Source organism: Tunturiibacter gelidiferens (assembly GCF_013410115.1).
Classification (GTDB): Bacteria; Acidobacteriota; Terriglobia; order Terriglobales; family Acidobacteriaceae; genus Edaphobacter; species Edaphobacter gelidiferens.
On sequence record NZ_JACCCV010000002.1, the window covers coordinates 398,530 to 419,037 of the forward strand.

The 20,508-nt window shown below is 59.6% G+C and carries 16 protein-coding genes; 5 read left to right on the top strand and 11 right to left on the bottom strand.

Annotated elements, in window-relative coordinates:
* Positions 1 to 113: 113 nt before the first annotated feature.
* Entirely contained in the window at positions 114 to 1,172 is a 1,059-nt protein-coding gene (locus tag HDF12_RS13790; RefSeq protein WP_218892460.1) for an SDR family NAD(P)-dependent oxidoreductase, read from the top strand.
* A gap of 113 nt (positions 1,173 to 1,285) precedes the next feature.
* Here the strand turns inward: HDF12_RS13790 and HDF12_RS13795 are convergent, their stop codons facing one another.
* The 3 genes from HDF12_RS13795 to HDF12_RS13805 all read right to left on the bottom strand — a co-directional run bounded on the left by HDF12_RS13795 (position 1,286) and on the right by HDF12_RS13805 (position 4,079).
* Entirely contained in the window at positions 1,286 to 1,846 is a 561-nt protein-coding gene (locus HDF12_RS13795) for a carbonic anhydrase (RefSeq protein WP_179584267.1), read from the bottom strand.
* Positions 1,847 to 2,064: 218 nt separating this feature from the next.
* A complete protein-coding gene (locus tag HDF12_RS13800) occupies positions 2,065 to 3,321 on the bottom strand; it encodes a M48 family metallopeptidase (RefSeq protein ID WP_179584269.1) in 1,257 nt (418 codons plus the stop codon).
* A gap of 95 nt (positions 3,322 to 3,416) precedes the next feature.
* The gene (locus tag HDF12_RS13805) at positions 3,417 to 4,079 is read right to left on the bottom strand and encodes a leucine-rich repeat domain-containing protein (protein WP_179584271.1); all 663 of its coding nucleotides are present in this window, start codon (positions 4,077 to 4,079) and stop codon (positions 3,417 to 3,419) included.
* A 78-nt stretch (positions 4,080 to 4,157) separates the two neighbouring features.
* Here HDF12_RS13805 and HDF12_RS13810 point away from each other — a divergent pair, with 78 nt between their 5' ends.
* The gene (locus HDF12_RS13810) at positions 4,158 to 4,313 is read left to right on the top strand and encodes a hypothetical protein (RefSeq protein ID WP_179584273.1); all 156 of its coding nucleotides are present in this window, start codon (positions 4,158 to 4,160) and stop codon (positions 4,311 to 4,313) included.
* 82 nt (positions 4,314 to 4,395) lie between these two features.
* On the opposite strand, the gene HDF12_RS22385 is transcribed toward HDF12_RS13810, so the two are convergent.
* The 3 genes from HDF12_RS22385 to HDF12_RS13825 are packed head-to-tail and all read right to left on the bottom strand — an operon-like array spanning position 4,396 to position 8,146.
* A complete protein-coding gene (locus HDF12_RS22385) occupies positions 4,396 to 4,986 on the bottom strand; it encodes a type II secretion system protein (protein ID WP_257025664.1) in 591 nt (196 codons plus the stop codon).
* On the bottom strand, positions 4,980 to 5,522 hold the full coding sequence (locus HDF12_RS13820; RefSeq protein ID WP_179584275.1) for a type II secretion system protein: 543 nt from the start codon (positions 5,520 to 5,522) through the stop codon (positions 4,980 to 4,982). The genes HDF12_RS22385 and HDF12_RS13820 overlap by 7 nt, the downstream gene beginning before the upstream one ends.
* Positions 5,523 to 5,563: 41 nt before the next feature.
* Positions 5,564 to 8,146, bottom strand: coding sequence for a cohesin domain-containing protein (locus HDF12_RS13825; RefSeq protein ID WP_179584277.1), 2,583 nt, complete (start codon positions 8,144 to 8,146; stop codon positions 5,564 to 5,566).
* Between the two features lie 207 nt (positions 8,147 to 8,353).
* On the opposite strand from HDF12_RS13825, the gene smpB reads away from it, so the two are divergent.
* Both smpB and HDF12_RS13835 read left to right on the top strand, forming a co-directional pair.
* Entirely contained in the window at positions 8,354 to 8,893 is a 540-nt protein-coding gene (gene smpB, locus HDF12_RS13830) for an SsrA-binding protein SmpB (protein WP_246373405.1), read from the top strand.
* Positions 8,894 to 8,956: 63 nt separating this feature from the next.
* Positions 8,957 to 10,513: a leucyl aminopeptidase gene (locus HDF12_RS13835; RefSeq protein ID WP_179584278.1), complete on the top strand. Its 1,557-nt coding sequence runs from the start codon at positions 8,957 to 8,959 to the stop codon at positions 10,511 to 10,513.
* A 200-nt stretch (positions 10,514 to 10,713) separates the two neighbouring features.
* Here HDF12_RS13835 and HDF12_RS13840 read toward each other — a convergent pair whose 3' ends face one another.
* The 3 genes from HDF12_RS13840 to HDF12_RS13850 form a co-directional block, all read right to left on the bottom strand.
* Positions 10,714 to 12,768: an arginine--tRNA ligase gene (locus HDF12_RS13840; RefSeq protein ID WP_179584279.1), complete on the bottom strand. Its 2,055-nt coding sequence runs from the start codon at positions 12,766 to 12,768 to the stop codon at positions 10,714 to 10,716.
* A 250-nt stretch (positions 12,769 to 13,018) separates the two neighbouring features.
* The gene (locus tag HDF12_RS13845) at positions 13,019 to 14,035 is read right to left on the bottom strand and encodes a lysylphosphatidylglycerol synthase transmembrane domain-containing protein (RefSeq protein WP_257025665.1); all 1,017 of its coding nucleotides are present in this window, start codon (positions 14,033 to 14,035) and stop codon (positions 13,019 to 13,021) included.
* A gap of 150 nt (positions 14,036 to 14,185) precedes the next feature.
* On the bottom strand, positions 14,186 to 14,431 hold the full coding sequence (locus tag HDF12_RS13850) for a hypothetical protein (RefSeq protein ID WP_179584280.1): 246 nt from the start codon (positions 14,429 to 14,431) through the stop codon (positions 14,186 to 14,188).
* A 317-nt stretch (positions 14,432 to 14,748) separates the two neighbouring features.
* Between HDF12_RS13850 and HDF12_RS13855 the strand changes: the two genes are divergently transcribed.
* Positions 14,749 to 16,344, top strand: a complete 1,596-nt coding sequence (locus HDF12_RS13855) for a DUF6798 domain-containing protein (protein ID WP_179584281.1) — start codon at positions 14,749 to 14,751, stop codon at positions 16,342 to 16,344.
* Positions 16,345 to 16,366: 22 nt separating this feature from the next.
* On the opposite strand, the gene HDF12_RS13860 is transcribed toward HDF12_RS13855, so the two are convergent.
* The gene (locus HDF12_RS13860; protein ID WP_257025666.1) at positions 16,367 to 18,283 is read right to left on the bottom strand and encodes a DUF3857 domain-containing protein; all 1,917 of its coding nucleotides are present in this window, start codon (positions 18,281 to 18,283) and stop codon (positions 16,367 to 16,369) included.
* Positions 18,284 to 18,475: 192 nt separating this feature from the next.
* Complete coding sequence (locus tag HDF12_RS13865) at positions 18,476 to 20,485, bottom strand: DUF3857 domain-containing transglutaminase family protein (protein ID WP_179584283.1); 2,010 nt, start codon at positions 20,483 to 20,485, stop codon at positions 18,476 to 18,478.
* Between the last annotated feature and the right edge of the window lie 23 nt (positions 20,486 to 20,508).

The window sequence follows — 20,508 nt, forward strand, 5'->3', positions numbered from 1 at the left end:
TGTCAGTGAAAAGGTCTGCTTGGTAGGGGAAACGTGATGGGGACCGTAAAGGCAGACTTTCGAAGAGAAGGCACATCCTAACGAGGACGGCTGAATTGCCGGAGGAGATCACCTTGAATAGCGTCGGGCAGAGTGCAGAGGGCAGGGCTGAGGAGATGGTTGGGCGGCAGGGATCGCTGATGTCGCGGAGAGAGTTGCTGGCTTCGGGAGGAGCAATTGTGGGCGGGATGGCGATGGGCGGACAGGCGCTGGGGCAGCAGCCGGCCGATGCGTTGGCGGAGAAGCAGACGTGGCCGGGACGGACGTTTGGGGATGGATTGCTGAAGGGCAAGGTAGCGGTGATTACGGGGGCTGCGCGTGGGATTGGGCGGTCGATTGCCGTGGATATGGCGGCGAACGGCGCGGATGTTGTGGGGCTGGATATCTGCGCGAAGATTACGCCGGAGCAGGCCTACGCGGTCGCGACGAGGGAGGATCTGGCGGAGACGGGCAGGCTGGTGAAGCAGCATGGGCGGCAGTTTATGGAGGTGGTGGGGGATGTGCGGGAGATTGCGTTTCTGCGGGCGACGGCGGATCAGGTGCAGCAGAGGTTTGGGCACATCGACATTGTGGTGGCGAATGCGGCGACGCAGCGCTTCAAGCCTTTGATCGAGATGGAGGACTGGGAGTGGAACGATGTGATCAACAATAATTTGAATGGGACGGCAAATACGATTCGGGCGTTTGCGCCGATGCTGGTGAAGAATGGCGGGGGGCGGATTATTGTGCTGTCGTCGATGCAGGGGAAACATGGGTCGAAGAATATGGCTTCGTACTCGGCTTCGAAGTGGGGGATTATCGGGCTGATGAAGTCGGCGGCGCTGGAACTGGGGAAGGACAAGATTACGGTGAATGCGCTGATTCCGGGGCTGGTGGATACTCCGCTGACGCATAACGAGGCGCGGTGGAGTGCGCTGATAGGGGAGGTGACGGCGAATGAGAATCCGCCGAAGAATCCCACGGAGAAGGAGGCTTATGAAACGCGGGCTCCGCATGTGCCGCTGAAGGTGGGGTGGTTAAAGCCGGAGGACCTGGCGCCTGCGGCGGTGTTTCTGGCTTCAGACCTGGCGGCCATGGTGACGGGCGCTACTTATGATGTGACGGGTGGGGATAACGCCAATAATCAGAGCTGAGGCCGGGTTTGTTCTGCCGGACGGGCCTCCTGCGCTTAGTCACCCAGAAACGGTTCACTGATCGCCTCGCCAATTCTAGATGTTCCGCGCCAGGGATATTGGCGGGGATGGAATTAAATTGTTCGAATCGGCGCTGGTGGTACGACGGTCTTAACCAGGCCGGTCGCTACGTCATAGACAAGGCCGGAGAGGAGCCATTTGGCGGGCAGTGCGGGAACTGCACGTAGCAGAGCGACGTCGGCGGCGACCGCGGCGTATGGGTCGGTGACGGCTTTTGCTTTGAGTTCACTCTCGGGTATTTGAAAATAATGCGCCAGCTTATCGGGGTCGCCTGCGAGGCGAGTGATGCCGCAGTCGGTGTGGTGAAGCACGATGAGGTGAAACTCTCCGCCGCCGGCAGGAGCTCCTCCCAAGACCTGACCGATCCGTCCAAGTAGACCCAGTTCCTCGAGCAAGACTGGGGTGATTCGGCCACCAATGTTACGGATCACGAGGGCTTCACCCAGTTTGATTCCCAGGATATGAACCGGGTCGACGCGCATATCGGCGCAACCGATGATCGTAGCTTTTAAGGTTCCAGTGGCGGCAAGAAGTGAGGGCATCAGTGTGCCGGAAGCAGACTGTTGAGCAGCAAAAGTTTGGTTGCGTTCTAACAGGCTGTCTAGACTACTCATGTTCATTCTCCATGAGAGCGGTTGAGCGATCGTTGATTCCGAATGGTCAGAGTTGAAACTTAGAGTCGCTGTCGAGCGCGGGGGATTCATGCTCTTTGCATAAGCGAAAGAGAGTCCTGCCGGACGGGCCCGCTACGCGCGGAGCGGTCACTTCGTGACTTGTGTACCGGTCTTTGGGGGGCCAGGTGCGGTGGTCCTCCCGTTGGTCGGGTGATGGCCTAGTTGCGGCGGCCCAGGGTTGGGCGGTCGTCGGTGCTGCTGGCTGGATTGTTGGGGTTGTTGGGGTCGTTGTTGCCGTTGCCGCTGGCAGTGCGGCGGAGCGTGGGCTTGTTGCCGCCTTTGCCGTCGTTGATCTTGCGCTTGTTCTCGAGACGGGCTAGACGGGCTTTCACGTCATCGAACTCGGAGGTGGTGACCATGTAGTCGGGACGCGCGGGGAGGATGGTGGCGATCTCTTCTTCAGAGTGGCCGATGCGATCGGGGGTCTGGGGGTGGTCGGCGAAGACCTTGGCGAGCGTGCCGGGTTTGTGCTTCTCGAGGGCGTCGAGTTTCTCGAAGAACTGGACGAAGGCCTGGGGATCGTAGCCGGACTTGTACATGTACTGGACGCCGAGCCAGTCGGCTTCGGCCTCGTCCATGCGGGAGAACTGGAGGAAGCTGAGGGGGATGGCGAGCTGGACGGCCTCGTAGATGCCGTAGCCGGTCCAACTGCCCTGGGTGAAGATGATGAGCGGGATGGAACCGATCTGCGCGTAGTTCATCTTGGTCATCTGACGAGCGGCGTGATGGGCGCAGACGTGGGCGGTCTCGTGGGCCATGACGCCGGCGAGCTCAGCCTCTTCATCGGCGGCGAGGATGAGGCCGGAGTTGACGTAGAAGAAGCCGCCGGGAAGGGCCATGGCGTTGATCTCGTCGGAGTCGATGACCTTGATGGTGAAGGGGACTTTGCAGTCGGAGTTTTTGACGATGTTCTGGCCGACGCGGTTGACGTACTCGACGATGACGGGGTCGTTGACCATGTGAGCGGATTTTTCGATCTCCATGGAGTACTGCTTGCCGGTGCGGATCTCCCAGTCGGTGGAGTACCAGTTGGCGAGGCCGCGGCCGCCGATGTTGCGGGTGCCTACAGCGTTGACGTCGTCTTCGCTGCCGGGCTTGATGTTGGTCTTCATGTCCTCGCCGGGGGATGGAAGGCGGTCGGTCTTGTTTGCGGCTTTGACGGCGGCTGCAGCGTCCTTGCTCTCTTTCGGCGTGGCGGTGGGGTGGCCGGGGATGGGCTTTTCGACGGGGACGTCGGAGGGGATGGTGGCGGTGACGGGAGGGGTGGATGTGGTGTCGGGTGTGGTCTGGGGTGCAGTCTGGGGCGATGGAGTGGAGGGAGCCTGGCTGGCGGGGGTGGTCGTCTGAGTCTGAGCGTACGCCGCAACGGAGAGGGTGAGGAAGGCGGTTAGGCCAATTTGCGTGACGGAACGCATGTGGGGTCTCCTGGTGGGCCGCTTCCCTGCTGACCGGACGCAGCTCGACGAGTCTTAGACCATAGTATGCGCCTTTTGGTGAGCGGAGGCGAGGGTCAAAGGTAGATCAGACAGCCTCGGGCTTCCAGGTCGTCCAGCCACGCGGGCGCGTCGAGGGTTGTGACCCAGCGGAGGTCGAGTTTTTCCAGTCGAGGGAGCCGGGCTATGGACTCGGGGAGGCTTTTGAGCGGATTGCCTCGAAGATCCAGCTGGCGTAGTTCGCGAAGCTGGCCGATCGAGGACGGCAGCGTGGTGAGGCGGTTGTTCCGGAGATGGAGTTCGCGGAGACGGGAGAGATGGCCGATGGAGTCGGGGAGTTCGGACAGGGCGTTGTCGGTCGCTCTTAGCTCGATGAGGCCGGAGAGATGGGAGACGCAGTCTGGGAGGTGGGCGAGGGGATTTGCGCTGAGATTGAGATAGCGGAGTCTGGTTAGTGTTGCGAGCGAGGCGGGCAAGGAGGTCAGGCGGTTGTCGTGAAGATAGAGGAAGCCGGTGAGGCCGTCGATGTCTCCCAGTGTGTCGGGCAGGCTGGTCAGGTGATTGTGACCGAGGTCGAGGGTGCGGAGGTGCTTCAGGTTGCCGATTTTGTCGGAGACTTCGGCAAGATCGTTGTCGGCGAGGATGAGGGTTTCCAAGTTGATTTGTTCCCAGACGTGCTCGGGCACGGAGCCGAGGTGTTTTTTCCAGAGATTAAGACTTGGCGCGGAAGAGTTTGGCACGAGGGAATGATAGCTCGCGCTTCGTCATGCCGCGACGACTGATTCTTCTAGAAGCTGGGTGGATTTCAGAGACCGAAAATGGTCGGTGCAACAGCAGATTCCTCCGCTACGCTGCGGAATGACAACAAGAGGACAGACAACGACAGAAGCAAAGGCGAAGTATGGGACAACAAGAGGACAGGCAACGACAGAAGCAAGCTGAAGTATGGGGTTCTTCGCTTCGGTGCGGGCTGACACTGGAAGATAAACGACAGAGCGTAAGCAGACGCGCGGGAAGACGTTTTGATCTCTGAGCGGGTTCGAGAGCCCGGCGCGGTTACCAGGTGTTGTAGGAGGTGCCGTCGGAGGCGGTCTGCTGGGCTCCGCTGTGGACGTCGTCGATGCCGGTTTCGGTCTGGTCGAGACTGATGTTGGTGTCCTCCTGGACGGGGAGCCAGGTGTCGGAGCGGTGGGTGAAGGGGTCGACGGGCATGGACTTGAGGTAGCCGGCCTGGACGAGGTCGTCGAGGGATTGGGGGGCCTTGGCTTTGTCGACGGTGTAGGAGTCGATGGCCTGGCGCATGGTGTGGAGGTCCTCTTTGAGGACGGCTTCTTTGGCGTTGCGAATGTTGCTGGTGTAGGCGGGGATGGCGATGGCGGCGAGCAGGCCGATGACGACCATGACGATCATGAGTTCGAGGAGGGTGAAGCCTTGCTCGGAGGAGATGCGGGTGGTGTCGGCTGGTCTGGCTTTGTCGATCCCACCCTTCGCGGTGAGACTGCGAAGGATGGGGCACCCGGGCTTCTGTGGAAGAGAAGCAGATTCCTCCGCTGCGCTACGGAATGACAACAAAAAAACACCGGGCCATGTCCGGGTGGAGAGCGGCCCGGATGAGCGGGCGGAGCGGATTGGGGGAGTGGTTACCATGTGGAGTACTTCGTTCCGTCGAGTGCGGTTCCGGTGCTCTTGCTGTGGACGTCAAAGACGTTCTGGCCGCCGAAGGAGTCGGAGTCCGTGTCGTCCTGGTTGGAGCGCAGACCCCAATCGGTGGAGTTGGTCATGGGGTCGGTGGGGATCTTCCGTAGAAATTTTACCTTTTTCCCCTGGGCGGCGGTGACCTCGACCCCGTCGACGAGGGTTTGCAGGTCGGGTGGGTAGCCGAGAGAGTCTGCTTTGATCTGGAAGGCACCTTTGTCGGCTGCGTCTTTGTATTTGTCGATGGCGTCGCGCATCTCCCAGAGGTCGCGGCGGAGTTCGCGCTCTTTCGTGCGTTTGACCTGGAAGCGGGCGATGGGGATGGCCGCGGAGGCGAGGAGGGCCACGATGGCTACGCAGATGATGAGTTCGACGAGGGTGAGGCCGGATTGGGAGGTAAGTGGCTGCCGGCCGGATGCCCTGGGATTACGCGATTGGGCATCGGCCCAGGGCTTACCCCACGTTCGAAGGTCCGAACCCTTCGGCAAGCTCAGGGCAGGCCGTGAGGAGCCCGGGTTGGTACAGAGTGTCACTTGACATGCACCGTGGCCTGCGAACCGACGGCCGGAAGATTGGCCTGCGCGCTGTTGAGAGCACCGACTTTGACGAGTGTAAGGGTCGAGTCTCCAGGGGCGATGGCCTTGAAGGTGAGGGTGCAGAGGCTGCCTGTTCCACTGACTCCTGCTGTGTTCGGAGGACGAATGGAGGAGATGGCGACGAGGCCCTTGTCTTCGCGATGGACGAGGGAGACAGCTTGACCGTCCTTGCCGAGGAAGTCTCCGGCATCTACGTTGACGAGTTGGAGGAGCGCTGGATTGAACTGGAGCTGGAGGGGCACAGAGGAGACATCGTGTCCGTTGCCCAGCATGACGGCGACCTGGAAGGTGCTGCCGACGGGCTGGCTGGACTCCGGCGGTACGACGGTGAAGCTGATGGGCGGGCCGCCTACGGTTGAGGTTGCTGGTGTCTGGGCTGCAGGAGCTGGCGCTGGTGTTGATTCGGCAGGAGTGGTCTGTGCTCCCGGGACATAGTTGGCAGGGGGAGGCGTTGGCGCGGCCTGCTGGCTTAGCTGCTGAACCATGGCGCTGGCGGCGTTGGCAGCGCTGGTAGGTGTGGGGGAGTTGTGCGGTTTGATGGAGTTGACCGGCTCTGAGTCGCTGTCGTTCATGGACGCATCGCGACGCAGCTCGATCGACTGACCGGTGCCAGTGTCGATGGCACGGACGTTTGCGCGGGTGAGGATGGACTCGCGGACGATGTGGGGAATGATGATGAAGACGATCTCGGTCTTGTCATTGATCTTGTCGCGCGAGGTGAAGAAGTACTTGAGGAACGGCAGTTCGCCGACGCCTGGGGTGCCGTTGATGTTGAGGGCGTCGTTCTTGGTGATGATGCCGGCGAGGAGACTGGGCTCGCCGTCCTTGAGAGTGATGACCTGCTCGGAGGTACGCTGACCGATGACGGGCTCGTTGACCCCACTGATGTTGACGGTAGTGATCTGTGAGAGCACCTCAATCTTCATCTTGAGGGTGACTTCGCGGTCGTAGTGGACGGTGGGGGTCATGTCGATGTTGACGCCGATATCGAGGTAGGTGAATTGGGTCTGGACGCCGATACTGGCTACGCCGGTGGAGACGCCTGCGTTGTAGGATCCGGTTGCTACGGGGATCTTCTCGCCGATCTTCATGGTTGCGCGCTGGCCATCGGTAGCACGGAGGCTGGGGTTCTGAAGGACGCGGGTGTCCGCATCGCTGAGCAGAGCGTTGAGCGTGCCGCCGCTGATTGTTACGGCGAAGTTGTTGGCGTTGAGGTGGGCGAGAGTGTTGAGGGTGAAGTTGGAGGTGGTGGTGGTTCCGCTGGTGGTGGTGCTGGTACTGCCGCTGGTCGTGGTGGTGGGGTTGGCCTGCGGGGTGAGGGTGATCGACTGGGGGAGAGTGATGCCTAGGTTGTGCTCGACGTTCTTATTGACTTCGAGGACTGCTACATCTACGACCACTTCGGGGCGGGCACGATCGAGGTCGTTCAGGAGTTTTTGCGCGAGGAGGAGCTGGTCGGGCGTAGCGCGCATGACGATCGCGTTCTGGCTGGGAACGAGATAGATCTTGACGCTGGGGTCGAGCAGATTGCGGATGGCGATGACGACTTCGTTGGCGTCGTTCTGCTGGCTGGCGTTGGTGAGATAGAAGGTCTGGACGGCCTGCTCGTCGAGGTCAGTGCGCTTGGTGCGCGAGTTGGTGGCGACGAAGATGGTGTTCGGCGTGATGGCCTTGTAGAAGGTGCCGGAGATGGTGCCGACGATGCGGAGGGCGTCCGAAAGCGTGACGTTGGTGAGATCGACGGGGATGCGCTTGGAGCTGTAGTCGGGGTCGAAGAGGACGTTGAGGCCGGCTGCCTTGCCGATGGCCTCGTAGATAACTTTTACGTCCTCGACCATGTGGAGGGTGATGGGATCGTTTGAGACGGGTTTCAGTTCGACGGGACCGGCGATGGAGCCGATGGTGCTGAGGGTCTCGTTCTGCCGCGACATCTGCTCTTTTGCCTGCGGGGTGTTGTCGCGGTCCGATTGCTGTTGCCTTTGAATGCCATCGATCTCCTGCTGCGCGGCCTGATTGCCGGAGTCGATCTGGAGGGCGCGGGTGAACTGGGCCATGGCGCCCTGGGGGTCGCCGCTCTGCCGGAGGACGCGGCCACGATCGACGTGGGCGACAGAGGCCTGATACCGCATTTTCTCGAAGTGCTCTGTGAAGCGGAGGTCTTTGGGCTTTTTGAGGACGGCTTTGTGATAGTCCTCGTAGGCGGTGTCAAAGTCCTGGCGCGCCTCGGCGTCCTGGCCGCGCTTGTCCCAGGTTGAGGCTGACTGGGCGTGTGCGGTTGCGGCGCTGAAGCTCGCAATGCCACAGAGGAGCAGAGCAGGGAGCGCGCGACGAAGAAAGTGGGATAGTTTGCTAGTTGATTTGTACACGCGACCCATGCTGCTTCCGTTTTCGTCCTTTACACCGTGAAGAATATGGCGTTTGCCGGAGATAACGCCCGCCGGGAAGATTTTTCCGGCTTCGGCGCTGCCTGTGGGGGCCGTGCCTGCCAGGCTGCTGCGCTCGGGTGAGTATAGCATTCGCTCCAAAGTCGACCTCGTCAAAAAGTGGGTGGGAATCGGGGATGGTCCGCGGTCGTTTGAGGTACGGCTCGCAGCTGAGAGATGGACAGACTCATGACGTCATTGTGACCGACGGATGAGGGTTGTGGTTAGACGCTCGGAGCATCTGCGGGTGAGGGGCGCGTGTGAACCGAAAGTTGCAGACATGTTAAAGTAAGAGATTGCATGGCACGTTCTATGTCCAACACGACAGCCGCCCACCAGCCAAAGCCGGTGGTGAAGGAGAAAGACCGCGACCCGGTGGCGGCGGGTAAGAGAGATGCCGCGTTCAACCGGTCGGCGAGTTTTAACTATTTTTTGACCGACAAGTTCGAGGCTGGGGTGGCGCTGCGTGGGACGGAGGTGAAGTCGATCCGCGAGGGGAAGGCTAATCTGAAGGACGCGTATGGGCTGCTGAAGGACGGCGAGTGTTTTCTGTTGAATGCGCACATCGGACCGTTCTCTCATGGGAATGCGATGAACCATGATTCGCTGCGTACTCGGAAGTTGCTGCTGCATAGGAACGAGGTTCGGAAGCTTGAGGGTATGACGAAGCAGAAGGGATTTACGCTGATTCCGACACGACTTTATTTTCGTAATGGGCGGGTGAAGTGCGAGATTGCGTTGGCAAAGGGCAAGCAGGAGTACGACAAGCGCGCCACCGAACGCAAGCGCGAGGCCGATAACGAGGCCAAGGCCGCGGTCGCGAGGAGTCAACGGGGGTAGTTCTACTTTCGTTGTAGTTTTACCTCCGAAGTGTTCAACATCCAGCCGGGTTACGATAGACGTATGGACACAAAGCTACTCTTTCAGGATGCTGCCGGATTTCAAACGCCGATGCTGGCTGTATTTGCGGTGGATATTGCGGTCGGCAAAGATGCGGAGCCCTTGGTGGCTTTGTTGACGACGTCTGATGCGGTGGCAGATGCGGCGGCGAAGGTTCTGGCTTCGGGCGAGTTCAAGGCGACGGTGGGTGAGACGTTGTTGCTGCATGCTCCAAATGGGTTGAAGGCGGAGCGGCTGCTGGTGGTGGGGCTGGGAAAGGCGAAGAGCCTGTCGGTGGATGAGGTTCGGAAGGGCGCGGGGACTGCTGTGCGTGCGGCTAAGCCGCTGGGAGTGCGGGAGCTGGCGATTGCGTTTCCTGAGGACCATGCTCTGGACGACGAGCATCTGGAGACGCTGCCCTGTACTCTGCTTTCGCGCGTGCTGGTAGAGGGTGCGGAGCTGGCGGAGATGGATTGGGATACTTACCGGAGCGAACGGAAAGACCGTTCGGTGCGGTTGCTCTCGGTGGTCGCGAAGGAGGCGGAGAAGTCGACCCGGGCAGAGATTCAGGAGGGTTTTGATGCGGGAGTGATTGTGGCAGCGGCGCAGAACTTTACACGGACTCTGGTGAATGAGCCGGGCAATGTGTTGACGCCGACGGAGCTGGGAAGGTGCGCCGCGGCGATGTGCGCGGAGGTGGGGCTACGGTGCGAGGTGCATTCGACGGCGAAGCTGCTGGAGTTGAAGATGGGCGCCTTTGCCGCGGTGGCGCAGGGTTCGGAGCAGCCTCCGGCGCTGATTGTGATGACGTATGAGCCGAAGCTCGGGAAGGGTGAGGCGGCGGCAAAAGATGCTCCGGTGCTGGGGCTGGTGGGGAAAGGGATTACGTTCGATACGGGCGGGATCTCGATCAAGCCGGGCGATGGCATGGAGAAGATGAAGTACGACATGGCGGGTGCGGCGGCAATGATCGGCGCGATGCGAGCGATTGCTCAGTTGAAGCCGAAGGTGAAGGTGATTGGGGTGGTGTGCTCGGCGGAGAATATGCCGGATGGGAAGGCTTATAGGCCGGGCGATGTGGTGACGGCGATGTCGGGTAAGACGATTGAGGTGATTAACACCGACGCTGAGGGCCGGCTGGTGCTGGCGGATGGTTTGCACTATGCGAAGACACTGGGTTGCACGCATCTGATCGATGCGGCGACGCTGACTGGCGCTTGTGTGGTGGCGTTGGGGATTGTGAATGTGGGACTGTTCTCGAACGATGAGGCGACGTGGCAGAAGTTTGTGGATGCTACGAAGATCTCGGGGGAGAAGTTCTGGCGGCTTCCCTGCACCGACGATTACAAGGACCAGATCAAGAGTCATATCGCGGATATGAGGAATACAGGCGCGAATCGTTGGGGCGGGGCGATCTCGGCTGCGATGTTTTTGAAGGAGTTTGTGGGGGAGACGCCGTGGGTGCATCTGGATATCGCTGGGTGTGCTTGGCACGATGAGAATAAGCCATGGATTGCGAATGGGCCTAGTGGGGTGGCGGTACGGTCGATTCTGGAGTGGGTAAGAGGGTACGAGGCTTGATTTTTTCGTGCATGGAAAAGGCCTCCTTTTGTGGAGGCCTTTTTTATAACTGCGGGGATGAGGAACAAACAACGACAAAGACAAATACGGGGGTCTCTCCACTGCGCTGTTCACAATGAGACCGTGAGCAGCTTCGGTCGAGATGACGATCTGTTGAGGTTACGTTGGAGGAGAACAAGAACAATTTGTGTGAATTACAGTTACATAACGGGTGGGGCTTCGATGCCGAGGTAGTCGAGGGCGCGGATCATCTCGCGTTGGGCTACGGCGGCGGTGGCGAGGAGGAGGGCTTTGCGGGTGGGGTTGGTTTCGTTGAGGACGTGGTGGCGGTGGTAGAAGTTGTTGAACTGCTGGGCCAGTTGGAAGGCGTACTTGGCTAGGTAGGCGGGCTCGGCGGTGGCGATGCACTGCTCGGTCAACAGTGTGAGTTTGGAGGCGAGGAGCCAGGTCTCCCAGAGGCTGCTTCCCTCTTCGGTGTCGAGGATGTTGGAGAGGTCGAGCGTGGCGATGGCGGCCAGGGACGCGGCTTCGGTGGTGTTGGCTTTGCGGAAGATATTGGCGGCGCGGACGATAGCGTACTGGACGTAGGGGCCGGTCTCGCCTTCGAAGCTGAGGGCGTCTTTGAAGTCAAAAGCGATGACGGTGTTGCGGGTGAAGCGGAGCATGAAGTAGCGGAGAGCGCCGACTGCGATCTGCGTGGCGATGGTGAGGCGTTCGGCCGGTTCGATCTCGGGGTGGCGGGTGTCTACTTCGGACTTTGCGGCGGCGATGAGGCGGTCGAGGAGGTCGTCGGCCTTGACGCCGAAGCCCTTGCGGCCGCTGACTTCGATGAAGGGCTTCTTCTGATCTTCTTCGCTGATGGTGTAGCCGAGTTCGACGGCGCAGCGGGGGGTGAGAGCGACCATCTCGTAGCTGAAGTGGGTGTAGTTGTCGGCGGCTTCGGTGTAGCCCATGCCGCGGAGTGCTGCGATGACGTTATTCTGCGGGTCGTTCTGGCGGGAGTCGATGACGTTGTAGATGTGGTCGGCTTTGCCGAAGGTGGGGTGCGGGGTTTCGCCGTGAGTGGTGGAGATCCAGCAACAGCGGTCTGGGTACTCCCGAAATTTTGTGTAGCCGAAGTCCTTGCCGGGCAGGAGGCCGAACTTCCAGAGATGGTAGGCGATGTCTTTGCCGACGTAGGTGACGGTGCCGTTGGAGCGGACGATGACCTTGGCGTCTTCGTCGGGGAGGCTGGAGGCAGACGTGGTGGTATTTGCGGAATCCCACATCTCAGAGTCGAGATGTGGGGCACCCGGTTCATTGCCGGCGCGGCGCATGACGTAGCAACCTTTGTTCTTGCCGGCGGTTTCGAGGTAGAGGACACCTTTTTCGAGCATGAGTTCGCGGGCCGCGTCCCAGAAGTGGAGGGAGAGGATCTCGCTTTCGCGGGGGAGGAAGTCGTACTCGATGTTGAGGCGCTGCATGGTCTCGAGGTGGCGGCGAAGGATGGCGGTGGAGATAAGGTCGGCTATGTCTGCTGTGTCGTTGTTGCCGATTTCGAGGGCGTGGAGGGTGTCGAGACGAATCTGTTTGCGCGCGTCGATATGTTCGGGATCGGCTGTGTACCACTGGGAGACGCGGGCGTAGAGGTCCCAACAGTAGAAGTCGATGCGCTGATTGGTCTCGAGGAGCTCGGTGAGGAGTTCGCGGGTGCTGGTGAGGGTTTTGCCTTCGAGGTAGACGAGGCCTACGACTACGTCTGCGACCTGGACGCCGGTGTTGTCGATGTAGTTTTGTACGCCGACTTCGTAGCCGGTTTTGAAAGGGTCGGGACGGAGGAGACGCTGGAAGGTGTCGCCGAGGATGGCGTTGCGGAGGTGGCCGATGTGTGCGGCTTTGTTTGGGTTGATGCTGGTGTGTTCGACGAGGCGGAAGCCGGGGCCGCCGATGTCGGCGTGCTGGTCGGCGGCGATGCGGCGGACGGCGGCGGCGCGGTCGAGGTGGATGTTGAGGTAGCCTGCGCCGGCTACTTCGACGCTGGCGACGCCTTCCAGCGTGGGGAGGGCGGCGGTGAGTTCGGCGGCTAGCTCGGTGGCGATGGCGCGGGGGGCTTTGCGGAGGCGCTTGGCCAGCTCGAAGGCTACGGGGAGGGCGAGTTCGCCGAGGGCGATGCTGGGAGGCTGCTCGACGACGAGGTTCGTGAGGGTGACGTCGTATTTTGCGAGGAGGATGGCCTGGATGCGGGCCAACAGGGACTGCTGGATTGTGCGATACATGCTTTGGGGTCACCGCTTTGGAAGATGGCTTCAGTTTACTAGAGGCTTGTTCTGCCGGTCGGGCCCACTGCGCGTGGCGCGGACGTTCGCACGCCTTTTTACTGCTTCGCTTGGTCCTCCCGATGGTCGGGATGATTCTTCTTTTCCGACCAACGGGAGGACCAGGGAAGCTCATCCTGCCAAGACCGGTATACACGTCACGAAGTGACCGCGCTCCGCGCAGGAGGCCCGTCCGGCAGGACACTTGTCTCTACGGTAGCTCGACGGGCAGATCTTCGATCTCTTCGAGCAAGGGCTTGTGGTTGTGGATGCGGATGCGATGGGTGAGGAAGATGATGCCGCCAGCTCCCGTTACGGAAAGAAGCATCCAGACGTGGATCGCGAGGCCGAAAACAGCGGATTGCGACATCGATGCACCGTGATTGACGAGAGAGGTTTTGACGGCGAGCTCGAAGGGACCGATGGCTCCGGGCGAGCTGGGAATGAGGTAGGAGAGGTTTGCGAAGGAGACGGCGAGCCATGCGGCAATGCCGTCAACCGAGAGGCCTAGGAGACGGATGGCGGAGAGAAAGATCATGCCTTCGCAGGTCCAGATGACGACCGTCTGAAATAGCAAGAGGAGAGAGCCGGCAACACCGAGCCTGCCGGTTGCGTCGAGAGCGAGGGTTATCCAGTGTTCGACTTTTTTCAGCAGCGGACCGGCAGGAAGACGGGCGAAGAGTCGTTGCACGGGTGCTTGCAGGCTGCGCGCAGCTACGAGGAGGATCAGCAGGCCGATGGCGGAGACGGCGAGCGAGATATTGGCGATGAGACGAAGACGCGGCGTGGCGATGCTGCCTACGGTCGAGACAAAGAGGAGGACGAGGACGAAGATGTCAAGGAGCTTTTCGAGGATGACGGTGCTAAGGATGACGGAGGGCGCGGTGCCGAGATCGTCGGAGTAGGTGAAGATGCGCATGATGTCGCCGATGCGCAGGGGAAGGATGTTGTTGGCGGCGAGCGAGGTCATGAGGACGCGGGCGCAGACGGCAAAGTGAGCATGGAGCGAGCGACCGTTGCGGGGCATCATCTGGCTCCAGCGAACGCAGCGCAGAGAGTAGCTGGCGGCGGTGAAGCCGAGGACTCCAAGGATCCACACCGGGTGCGCGGCGCGGAGGGCGCGGAACTCGTAGAGCGGAATGTTATGGAACGCATACCAGAGGAAGAAGGCGCTGATGAGCAGGCCGGGGATGGTCTTCAGCAGGTTGCGGCTGTTGGCGGCGCTCATGCGAGCAGCCAGAGGGACAGCGGGCGATGGGTCGTTTCGCGGGAGACTGGAAGAAAAAAGAGACGATGAAGCATGCAGCTTCGATTGTATCGTCTGTGTTATCGATCGCTTACGTCGGAGCAGAAACAATGCGCCCGCAGTTGGAATGGTTTAGACGGAGACGGAGAAGAAGACACTACGGAAGGCTTCTTCGTCGTGTTGGGAGTTCTTCCTGCGTTGAGGGTCGGGTTCCGCATGGGCCTCGACACGGGAGATCACATCGCCATCATCGCTGGCTGCGAAGCTGTTGAGCTTCCGGCGCACGGCGGCTGCGGCTTTCCTGGCTTCCTGGGTCTGGAGGGTGGATTGAGTAGAGCCCAGAGCAAGCTGGCTGACTGGATTGCTGTGAATGTGCATGACATGCTCCCTCTTTTGAATTGTTCCCTTCGTTCGGCTTGATGAACCTTGCCCTTTTAGGGCAATCGGAGGGCCGACTCGCAGGAAGCCGTGATGAGAGCTTTCTAAGAATAGTGTTTGGCGATTTCTTTTTTTTGACTTGCGAGAGATGTAGGCTGAATCGATGTTTTTGACGTCTAAAATGCAGGGAAGTTGCGTTGTTGAGAGATGGGTGACTTTACGTTCGTGATGAACTGCATAACTTTGGACTAGGACTTCGCAGACCGCAAGCTGACGGTATGCAATAGAAATAGGATCGCGGCGGGAGCAAGAGGTATTTGGCTACATCGATAGCATCACAGCTCTCTTCGGTAGAGCTGGAACTCGAGCAGTACCGGCGGGAGCGAAGCTTTGCGGCGGCGCTGGTGACTGTGCTGACATTGGTTGCGTTGCTGATCCACGGCTATCATCCGTATGCCGAGGACGGCGGTATTTATCTGCCCGAGATTAAGCGGCTGCTCGATCCGAGGCTGTATCCGTATGGGGCCGAGTTCGTGGTGGGACACCTGCGGTACTCCGTGTTTGCGCCGCTCGTGGCTGGCATGGTGCGCGAGTCGCGCTTGAGCCTGGAGATGGTGCTGCTGCTGGTGCACCTGGCTAGCTTTTGGGTGACGTTGTTTGCGGCGTGGCTGCTGGCGGCTCGCTGCTATGGGTCGCGTGAGGCGAGAGGTGGTGCGGTGACGCTGCTGGCGGTGTGGCTGACGATTCCGATTGCCGGGACGTCGCTGATGCTGATGGATCCTTACGTGACGGCGCGAAGTATCTCGACTCCCTGTGCGCTTCTGGCACTGGTGGGAGCTCTGCAGTTTTTGTCGCCGCGGTTTGAGACGGAAGGAGAGCGGCGGCGCGGGTTGACGCTTTGTTGCGGGGCTCTGGCTGGGGCCGGGATAATGCATCCGCTGATGGGCGCGTATGCGCTGGGGTGGGTGCTGGTTCTGGGTGCGGCGCTGTCTGTGAGCCGGCTGGTGCGGGTGTGGGGGACGGTGGGACTGGGTTTGGCGGCGGTGTTAGCGGCGACGGTGGTGCAGTTGTTGGCTCCGGTGGAGAGCGTGGCCTACCAGAGGGTGATGCTGACGCGGAGTTACTGGTTTCTTAGCCAATGGCACTGGTACGAGTGGGTTGGGTTGGCGGCACCGCTAATGATTCTTGCGATTGTGGCCATGGGACGGAGCCGTACGGTGGATAGCGTGGGTGTGGCGCTGGCGCGTGCTTCGATGGCGTCGGGAGGGACGGCGATCGCGGTGGCGCTGCTGTTTGCGCGGGAAGGAGCGGGGGTGCACCAGGTGGCGAGACTGCAACCCTTGCGGATCTTTCAACTTGTGTACGTGGTAATGATCCTGGTGGCCGGCGCGACGCTGGGGGAACGTGTGTTGCAACGACGAGCGTGGCGTTGGGTTGCTGTGTTTTCTGTGCTGGCGGCGGTGATGGTGCTGGCCGACCGTGAGACATTTCCTGGTTCGAAGCACCTTGAACTTCCGGAGGCCTTGGCGTGGGCGGCTGGGGGTGCGGGGAATCGCTGGCAGCAGGCGTTTGTGTGGATCAGAGAGAGCACGCCGAAGGATGCGGTGTTTGCTCTGGACGCGTATTACACGGTCAAAGATGGAGAAGATGCACAGAGCTTTCGTGCGATTGCGGAGCGGAGTTCGCTGCCGGATTCCAAAGATGGGGGAACGGCTTCGAACAGGCCTGAGCTCACGGAGGAGTGGTCGCGTGGGATGGCCCTGCAGACCGGGCTGGGCAGGGGTGTGGATGTCAGCCAATTTGCGGCGGTGAAGTCGATTGGCGCGACCTGGGTGGTGCTTGAGCGAGATGCTGCGACGGGGTTTGGTTGTGCTTACGAAGATGAGGCGGTGAAGGTGTGCCGCCTGCCGTGACGAGTGGCAGGCGGCGGTGGTTTCAGTTCCCTGCCGAGGCTGGTTTGGCGGCGGCGGGTGTGGTGGTGAGAACGACTGTCTCCTGATCTTTGTTTTCGAATTTGGAGTAGAAGCTCCGGAGGTCGGCGTACTCCTCAGTCTTGAAGTAAATTTCTCCGAGAATGTAGTCGCGATGAACTGTGACGCTGGTAGCTGTTGATTCGGTCTGCATGTCGTAAGCAATAGCCTTGCGCAAATTGGATCGGTCTGAGGCAGGAAGCGCCTCTATGGAGAAGGAGGATGGAAAGTTTATTCGCACTGCATCCTGATTTGTACGCGAGTATTGGAAATAAACTGGAATATCCCGTTTCTCCGAGGTAAAGGTAGGTGTGGAACCAGATTGGAAGATATCGATAGGGATGAGCAGACGTTTTCCTGTTGAAGAACCAAGAGAGCCCGTCACTTCGAAGCGGACGGTAAGAGGCTGCTCATAATCATCGAGTTTCTGGATCGAGACTAACTTTGGCACAAGCGAGTGAGGGATGAGATGCTCCACACTATTCTGAAGCGCCGGCTCCAGACTTGCAGCGCCTTTAGTAAGTGTGCTCTGACGCCAACCAAGATTTGCATAACCCATGAAGGTCATGTCAATGGTCCCTGTGACGTTGCCACTATTATCTAACGTGAGATTGGCTACTCGCTGGATCCGTGAAAAGTCAGAAGCTTCGACCGGGGTTTGAACGAAGTCTGTACCATTCTCAGTTTGGCGGATTCCGGCAGTTTTGGTTTGTTGCCATACGAGGTGTCCATAAGGACAAAAGCGCGCTCCGGGATCAAAAAAACGCTCTTTGCCGTCTACGGTGACAATGGCTAGATTGCCGTTCAGTTGCGATAGAGTGAGATACTCCTTTGCGAACAGGTTGTGGTCTCGCTGCGTGACAGATGCGTAGTAAGCCTTCATGCCAGCAGCGCGAGCCATGGCGATAAAGAGCCCGGTGAGCTGATCGTTCGTCCCGTATTTCTGATTCCAGACGTCATCGGTACTATGAATCTCCTTGGGACCTTTCGGGCTGCTAACGACAGATTTTGCGGGTGCGAAACTTGTATTTTCAAGCTGCATGACTGCGGCATAGATTTTGCGAAGCATCTGATCCTGCGTGTCCGATGCGGAAATCAGATTCTGAGTGACAGCAGTCACGACCGGCCCCGGTCCGATGAATTTGTTTTTGTCAATGGCCCAGTATTTACCCTCCTCGCGCCAAAACTCCTCGCTTGATCGATGCGAAGAGTAGTAAAAAAGTACGCGGTACGTGAGGCTTGTGACCGGTGGCATGAATGAATCATGAGGCGCCGGAGGAATATCGCTGACGTTGAGTTCGAGAACAGTCTGCTCGGCCAAACCTAGTGATCCAGGAACTTTAGTTTGTTTGACCTCAACACCCGCCGGCAGGATTGGATTCCAATAGAGGGTACTAATGTAGTCGCCGCGCGCGCCCGTCACAATCGTTCGGCCACTCAAATTGAAAGGTTTCCAGAGATAGTGCGCTTTGCGGGTCCATAGAGAAGATTGGATATACCACTGCGGGGGATGAAGAATACTGTCGCTATAGTGCAGTTTATAGCGATATTCAATAATGCTCCCCACCTCAACATCAGGCAGCGTGAACACTTTTGCTGCCACTTTATTGCCTTGAGACCGCTCTATTTGCGCCTCGTAAGGCTTCCCGTTGAATGAAATTACTGTGCCGTCTGGATGGATGGTTCTTCCCTGGATGTCATCGACGGAGGTAAAGACACTGCCGTGATAAAAGGGGAGCTCAACATTTCCATATTCCTTGCCGCGGACATTTAGGATTTTGATTCGCTCGTAAATACTGAACAAGCGTAGGTTGTCTTCCGTGGTCTCTTCGCGGAAGAGATAGACGGCGGCGGCTCCGGGGACCTCGGGCTGTGAGGTCATGGAGAGCTCTTCGGGGGTGGGAATGGTCCACTGCGCGCGGGCTAATGGTGTGGCGAGGAGAGCCAAGGCAGCGAGCAGAGTGAAGCAGAGAGTGCGGGCTGAGGTGTAATTCATGATGGAAGTAGTCCTTGTTCGATTGCTTCGTGGTACGGGAGCTGAGGAGTTTTTCTGATTGTTCTTTGGTAGATTTTTTTACTGCTTTTTGAGGACGGCTTTGTTCTGTTCGTCGGCTGCTATGACGCCGGAGAGCTTTTGGACGTCGGGATATCTGTCGGCTGGAAGGGTGACCTCGCGGACGGTGTAGGTGCGGGTGTAGTGGAGGGTGTGGTCTTTGACTACGCTGGAACTCTCGTAAGAGGCAAAGCCGAGGTCGAGTTTTATCGGGTCGGGAATCTCGTCGACGGCGTAGCCCAGTGGCAGCTCGATGGTGTAGTCGTCCTGCTCCTGCATGGTCTCACTGAGGTTGATGGGAATGTCCTTGCGTTCTTTGCGGTCGGCGTAGAGATGCTCGCTGCCGAGGACGCGGGGGCGAATCATGAGCAGAGGTCCCATGGGCTTTCCAAAGCGGTCGGCGGTGAGGGAGTACGAGGTTGTGAGGTCTTTGTTGAGAGCCTCGGCGTTCTGTACTTTGAAGTCGGAGACGGTGAAGGTGGTGAAGTCCTGGCCGAGGAGGCGGTCGAGAAACTGGGTCTGCTCTTTGGCATCGCCGCTGGTGTAGAGGTCGCGACGGTGTTCGGAGAGGTCGCCGAAGCGCTTCTCGGTGACGGTGCCTTTGAGAGAGCCGTCGGGTTGCAGCTGGAAGGTGGTGGCGGTGCGGCGGATGGTGTTGAGGTTTGGAGAGAGGACGGGAAACTGGATGATCTGGCTGTCGGGGCCTTCCATCAGGACGCCGTAGCCTCCCTGGAGGTTGTGCTCGAGCTGGCCGAAGGCGGTCTTCTCCCAGGTGGGGTCGAAGATGAGATAACGGCGGCCTGACTTCGTGGTGACGACGCTGCGGAGTTTGGGAGAGTTGTAGCCCTTGGGGATTTCGATGCCGGGGATCATGTGGTCGCCCACGATCGAGGGTGCGTCGGGGTCGACGACTCCTCGACGATGGTCGACCATGACGAGAGCGCCGTGGACACCGACGGTGGAGAGCATGGAGACGAGCAGGGTGGCTTTGTCTTTGCAGTCGCCGTAGCGGTTGCGGAAGATGTCGGCGGCGTAGTGGGGCTGGTAGCCGCCGATGCCCATCTCGATGACAAAGTAGCGAACCTGCTTTTGAACGAACTCGGCGATGGCCTCGGTCTTGTCGTAGAAGTCGGTCTTGTCGCCGGCTAGTTCTTTGGCTTTGGTAGCGATCTCGGGTGTGGCTACGAGGCGATCCTTCGAGAGTGTCTGGTACCACTCGCCGATGCTTTGCCAGGTGCCCTCGGTTGGGGCGAGGAGGGTTGGGCCAGTGTAGTGGACGGTCATTCGGCCCTCGAGGGAATACTCCGACGGGCGGAGCTCAACCTGATCGAGATCGATGGGCGGGACGTCCTTCATCTCCCAGCGCCAGCGCTGATGTTCGAGGTCGATCGGGGGCAGTTCCCTGCTATGCGCCCAGACGGTGCCGTGAGTGAATCCGGGTGGGAGCTCGAGGGTGAAGCTCTGGTTGAGGCGAGGGAGTTCGCTTTGGAAGAGCCAGGTCTTCTCGGTGAGGTAGGGATGGGTACGCTGCTCGTACTCGTAGGCGACGACGCCGCCGGGGTCGCGACCGGGGGCTTCTGCGGTTCGAACCTTGAGGTCCATGTAGAGATTGCCCTGGCCCGGATAGCCAAACTCTACCTGCTCGTTGTCTTTGACGGCGTACTCGTGACCGTCGGGACCGATACTCCAGACGTGCATGGAGAGAATCTTGGTGTCCTTGTCGAAGGGGACGGCGATTCTGCCCTCATCGCGACCTTGCGGGCGAAGGATTTTAACGACGCTGCGGAAGTGTTCGGTGGCGCTGCCGTCGGGTGCGACGGTGTAGGTGGTGTCTTCGAGGAGAACGACTGCGTTGGTCTCGGGGGAATAGGCGGGGATCTTTTGCTGAGCGGCGGTGCGAACCCAGTCTGGGACGCTGTCCGGCCGTGAGGCTAGCACTGGGATCGCGCTGAATGGGAGGAGGCTCAAAGCTGAGATTTGGAGAAGGAGTTTGCGCAATTGCTCTGCTCGCGGGTTCGTTCGTCGTGTCATTGGGTCTTCGATACACTGGCGGC

Excerpts from the sequence above, each read along its gene's own strand:
- HDF12_RS13795 (WP_179584267.1), bottom strand. The coding sequence starts at position 1,846 with ATGAGTAGTCTAGACAGCCTGTTAGAACGCAACCAAACTTTTGCTGCT.
- HDF12_RS13800 (WP_179584269.1), bottom strand. The coding sequence starts at position 3,321 with ATGCGTTCCGTCACGCAAATTGGCCTAACCGCCTTCCTCACCCTCTCC.
- HDF12_RS13810 (WP_179584273.1), top strand. The coding sequence starts at position 4,158 with ATGGTCGGTGCAACAGCAGATTCCTCCGCTACGCTGCGGAATGACAAC.
- HDF12_RS22385 (WP_257025664.1), bottom strand. The coding sequence starts at position 4,986 with ATGGTAACCACTCCCCCAATCCGCTCCGCCCGCTCATCCGGGCCGCTC.
- HDF12_RS13825 (WP_179584277.1), bottom strand. The coding sequence starts at position 8,146 with ATGCTATACTCACCCGAGCGCAGCAGCCTGGCAGGCACGGCCCCCACA.
- smpB (WP_246373405.1), top strand. The coding sequence starts at position 8,354 with ATGGCACGTTCTATGTCCAACACGACAGCCGCCCACCAGCCAAAGCCG.
- HDF12_RS13835 (WP_179584278.1), top strand. The coding sequence starts at position 8,957 with ATGGACACAAAGCTACTCTTTCAGGATGCTGCCGGATTTCAAACGCCG.
- HDF12_RS13840 (WP_179584279.1), bottom strand. The coding sequence starts at position 12,768 with ATGTATCGCACAATCCAGCAGTCCCTGTTGGCCCGCATCCAGGCCATC.
- HDF12_RS13845 (WP_257025665.1), bottom strand. The coding sequence starts at position 14,035 with ATGAGCGCCGCCAACAGCCGCAACCTGCTGAAGACCATCCCCGGCCTG.
- HDF12_RS13850 (WP_179584280.1), bottom strand. The coding sequence starts at position 14,431 with ATGCACATTCACAGCAATCCAGTCAGCCAGCTTGCTCTGGGCTCTACT.
- HDF12_RS13860 (WP_257025666.1), bottom strand. The coding sequence starts at position 18,283 with ATGACCTCACAGCCCGAGGTCCCCGGAGCCGCCGCCGTCTATCTCTTC.
- HDF12_RS13865 (WP_179584283.1), bottom strand. The coding sequence starts at position 20,485 with ATGACACGACGAACGAACCCGCGAGCAGAGCAATTGCGCAAACTCCTT.